This window comes from Okeania sp. (assembly GCF_035285525.1).
Taxonomy (GTDB): Bacteria; Cyanobacteriota; Cyanobacteriia; order Cyanobacteriales; family Microcoleaceae; genus Trichodesmium.
Window position 1 is genome coordinate 1 of sequence record NZ_JAYKGW010000199.1, and the last position, 3,571, is coordinate 3,571.

Genomic DNA, 3,571 nt, shown 5'->3' on the forward strand with positions numbered 1-3,571 from the left:
TTGCTGAAAGACTAACTCATCAATTGAATTTAAAACTGTTTGCCAGTCCATTGTTTTTACAGTTAATTTTGGCTAAGATTATCTCCGCTATTATCCTTCATTATCCGTCTTTTTTATATTTTTTTAATAAAATCCCCGTCTTTATCCGTCTTTTTCCGAATCGTCAATATTAACATAGCTTGATTAAAATGATAATATCTTGAGCAATTAGTTAATATAAACGTTCAAGGATAACTAAAGTTAAGGAGTATTTTCTTTAGACAAAAAAAAGATATTTCTTATAAATCTTAGGGCATCGAAATGAGTACATTAAACATAACTAACAATACCATTACTTTGGCTAACAAAGTTTACCAAGTTAGAAATATTACTTCTGTTGGAAAGTACCGATTAAAACCAAAGTTTTTTTTCAAATTAAATTTTATCTTTGTTGGCGTAATTCTCAGTTTGATTGGAATTGAATGGATGAGAAGTAATCCAGATGTACAGTGGTTTGCATTTAGCGTAATTTTTGTAACTGGATTAGGGATTATAGAGCGATTTACTAAGGGTAAAAGATACGGTATTACCATAGAAACAAGCGCTGGAAGTGCAAAATTGCTCACATCTAAAGATGAAGGTCTCATCGACAAAATTATTCAAACAATTACCAGAATTATGAATAAACAGGAGCAAGCTGCTAATTATACCTTCAATATTTCTGATGGAGATATTATAAACCAAAGCGGTTCCTTTGAAAATGGAGTTCGAGTTGGTTAGTTACAAAATACTATTTACTTAGATTATATGGAGAGTAAAAAATATGAATAATCATGGGCAACAAACTAATTATAACCGTGCTAATGGAGACATTATTAACCAATCAGGAACTTTCAATACTGGCATTGATAAAAGAATCATGCGCGATAATATTGATACCCAAATAAATAATGATCAAGACTTAGCACAAGCAGCTCAAGAAATTAAAGCTCTACTAAATCAACTTTCAGCAGATTATCCTAATGATAGTTATGAAGATTTAAGTGCTAAAGCTGTCAAGAAAGTTGATAAAAATCCTCAGTTAAAATCTCGAATTATGCGAGGAGTAAAAGAGGGAAGTTTAGCAGCTTTAGAAACAATGATTGATCATCCCGGCGCTCAATTCTTTATTAAATTTGTAGAAGAAGTGTTTATCCTTAAATAAATTATTGAGGTAATGTTTGTAGGTTGGGTTGAGGTAACGAAACCCAACACAAATAATTTATGCCAAAACCTTATCTCTATATCTATATTTATTTATCAACCATACACCATTTTTTACCCTTAATAAACCACATCATTATAACCAAAATCTTGTAGGGGCGATTCGCGAATCGCCCCTACTGTGTTCTAATTAAATGAAAACTGCCATAAGTGTTATAATTAAATCAAAACTTTCTGTATATTTAAAAAATTAACTTTATGTTAGTAAAAGGAATAAAAAAAGGAAAAATTATCGAGTTGTAGGTTGGGTTGAGGTAACGTTAGCGTAGCTTATCCGTAGGATAAACCCAACGCAAATAATTTATTCCCAAACTTTGTCTCTAAATCTATATTTATTTATCATCAATTATCAAAAAATATTCCTTAATTTGCCAATATATCTAATACAACACAACTGGAATATACAACCGAAAATTATCAAAATCTTTATCAGTAGTAAAAATACTATAACCACGGTTATGAGCTACTGCACAAATTAAAAAATCAGTATTTGAACCCTGAATACCATGACTACGACAAGTATTAAAAAATTCTGCTGCTAGCTCATAATCTTCAGTTGTTAACTGTAAATCAGCAAAAGCACGCAAATATTCTCTTAATCTAATAAATTGTTCTTGATAGCGAATACCTGAAAGAACTTCCTGACGAACTACCCCCAGTAAAACAACTCGTCCATCTGTAATTAAATTTCTCAATTTATTAACAATAGAAATTAAATTACTTGGTGTATTGCGTCGCAATGCAAGAGACCAAACAGAAGTATCAACTACCACATTCATATTTTTTGTCTTTGTTGCTTATAATTATAATTCTCTTCATATTCAATAGTACCAAATAATTCTAATATTTTCAGTTGTTGGCGACGTTGAATATACTCACACAAAGCTGCTTCAATCAATAGATTTACTGTTGACTGATCGCTCAAAGCTAGAGCTTCGTTAAGGAGTTTTTCGTCAACATTAATATTAGTTATCATATATTTATTTTTTTTAGTAATATGTGACAAAATTATTATAACAAAAAAGTGGCTATTTTTGCAGAGGTACACCCGCGCAATTTTTCCGGATAGCTACTTATGACAATTGAATTATTACCAGTTGCCCATCAGTTACAGGTTGGGTTGAGGTAACGAAACCCAACACAAATAATTTCTGCCAAAACCTTGTCTCTAAATCTATATTTATTTATCAGCCATACAGAGTTTCTTTGATTAATAAAATAACCAAAGCCTTGTAGGGACGTTCTATGGAACGTCCCTACTTTGTTCTAATGAAATGAAAACCCCTGTAAATGCTATAATTAAAACAACTAATTATCTCAAAAAAAACTATGTCTAATAACCCTCGTTACAACCTTACGGTTGACGAACAAAATATAATCATTAAGCTTGATAAAAAAACAACTAATTATCAACAACTAATACAACTACTAAATCATCTTGAATTTGAGGCAATAAGTCAAAGCAGTCAACTAACTGAAGAAGTAGCCTCTGAATTAGCAAATGAAATTGACTCGGCTGTTTGGTCAAAAATCAAATCTAAGATTTTCAAGTCATAAACTATGATTAAAAACAAAGTACCTATTATTGTTGATACAAATATTTTATTTTCAACATTACTCAAAGAAAAATCCAGTTTTAGTGAATTACTACTAAATTCAAATTATGACTTTTTTATCTGCGAGCAAGTGCTGGTAGAATTATTTAAGCGTAAGGAAAAAATACTAAAAGCTAGTCAATTAACTGAAGAGGAAATTATTAAGATTTATCAGACACTGCTTAAATGTATTAATCTCTATAAAGAAGACTTGATATTACCTGAAAATTTAGTAACAGCATATCAGTTATGCCAGGATATTGATGAAACCGATACTCCTCATATAGCTCTAACTATAGAATTAAATGGCTTGCTTTGGACGGGAGATAAAAAACTTAAAGAGGGATTACAACGAAAGGGTTTTATAAAGTTATTTGAACCAAATAATTGATATTTATATTTTTTGTATAGTTGAAGAAAATTATTCTTTTGAAAGTGAAATATCCTAACCTTTTAGTATTTGTAGGTTGGGTTGAGGCAATGTTAGCGCAGCTTATCCGTAGGATAAACCCAACACAAATAATTTATTCCAAAACCTTTTCTATAAATGTATTAAATCTATATTTATTTATTAGCTATAAGTGTTATAATTAGACCATAACTTTCTGTATATTTAAAAAGTTAATTTAGTGATTATTTTAAATTTTATATGTTAAAAAAATAAGGATTTAGCCATTAGTTGATTACAGTAAAAACAGGTAATAAATGGTGAAAACAGACAGTATTTTCTACGA

6 protein-coding genes are annotated in these 3,571 nt (G+C 29.9%); 4 read left to right on the top strand and 2 right to left on the bottom strand.

What is annotated here, in order from left to right:
* The first annotated feature begins 300 nt into the window (after positions 1-300).
* Together VKJ25_RS19080 and VKJ25_RS19085 are read left to right on the top strand one after the other, a co-directional pair.
* A complete protein-coding gene (locus VKJ25_RS19080) occupies positions 301-759 on the top strand; it encodes a DUF6232 family protein (RefSeq protein ID WP_324238224.1) in 459 nt (152 codons plus the stop codon).
* Positions 760-802: 43 nt separating this feature from the next.
* The gene (locus VKJ25_RS19085) at positions 803-1,183 is read left to right on the top strand and encodes a hypothetical protein (RefSeq protein WP_324238225.1); all 381 of its coding nucleotides are present in this window, start codon (positions 803-805) and stop codon (positions 1,181-1,183) included.
* Positions 1,184-1,622: 439 nt separating this feature from the next.
* Here the strand turns inward: VKJ25_RS19085 and vapC are convergent, their stop codons facing one another.
* Complete coding sequence (gene vapC, locus VKJ25_RS19090) at positions 1,623-2,021, bottom strand: type II toxin-antitoxin system VapC family toxin (RefSeq protein ID WP_324238226.1); 399 nt, start codon at positions 2,019-2,021, stop codon at positions 1,623-1,625.
* Entirely contained in the window at positions 2,018-2,218 is a 201-nt protein-coding gene (locus tag VKJ25_RS19095) for a type II toxin-antitoxin system VapB family antitoxin (protein WP_324238227.1), read from the bottom strand. Before VKJ25_RS19095 ends, vapC begins: the two co-directional genes overlap by 4 nt.
* 353 nt (positions 2,219-2,571) lie before the next feature.
* Here VKJ25_RS19095 and VKJ25_RS19100 point away from each other — a divergent pair, with 353 nt between their 5' ends.
* Together VKJ25_RS19100 and VKJ25_RS19105 are read left to right on the top strand one after the other, a co-directional pair.
* Positions 2,572-2,799 carry a hypothetical protein gene (locus tag VKJ25_RS19100; RefSeq protein ID WP_324238228.1) on the top strand — a complete coding sequence of 76 codons (228 nt, stop codon included), beginning with the start codon at positions 2,572-2,574 and terminating at the stop codon, positions 2,797-2,799.
* A 3-nt stretch (positions 2,800-2,802) separates the two neighbouring features.
* Positions 2,803-3,228: a PIN domain-containing protein gene (locus VKJ25_RS19105; protein ID WP_324238229.1), complete on the top strand. Its 426-nt coding sequence runs from the start codon at positions 2,803-2,805 to the stop codon at positions 3,226-3,228.
* Positions 3,229-3,571: the final 343 nt, after the last annotated feature.

Bases quoted from the DNA above. Each gene is read 5' to 3' on its own strand.
- VKJ25_RS19080 (WP_324238224.1), top strand. From the start codon at position 301: ATGAGTACATTAAACATAACTAACAATACCATTACTTTGGCTAACAAA.
- VKJ25_RS19085 (WP_324238225.1), top strand. From the start codon at position 803: ATGAATAATCATGGGCAACAAACTAATTATAACCGTGCTAATGGAGAC.
- vapC (WP_324238226.1), bottom strand. From the start codon at position 2,021: ATGAATGTGGTAGTTGATACTTCTGTTTGGTCTCTTGCATTGCGACGC.
- VKJ25_RS19095 (WP_324238227.1), bottom strand. From the start codon at position 2,218: ATGATAACTAATATTAATGTTGACGAAAAACTCCTTAACGAAGCTCTA.
- VKJ25_RS19100 (WP_324238228.1), top strand. From the start codon at position 2,572: ATGTCTAATAACCCTCGTTACAACCTTACGGTTGACGAACAAAATATA.
- VKJ25_RS19105 (WP_324238229.1), top strand. From the start codon at position 2,803: ATGATTAAAAACAAAGTACCTATTATTGTTGATACAAATATTTTATTT.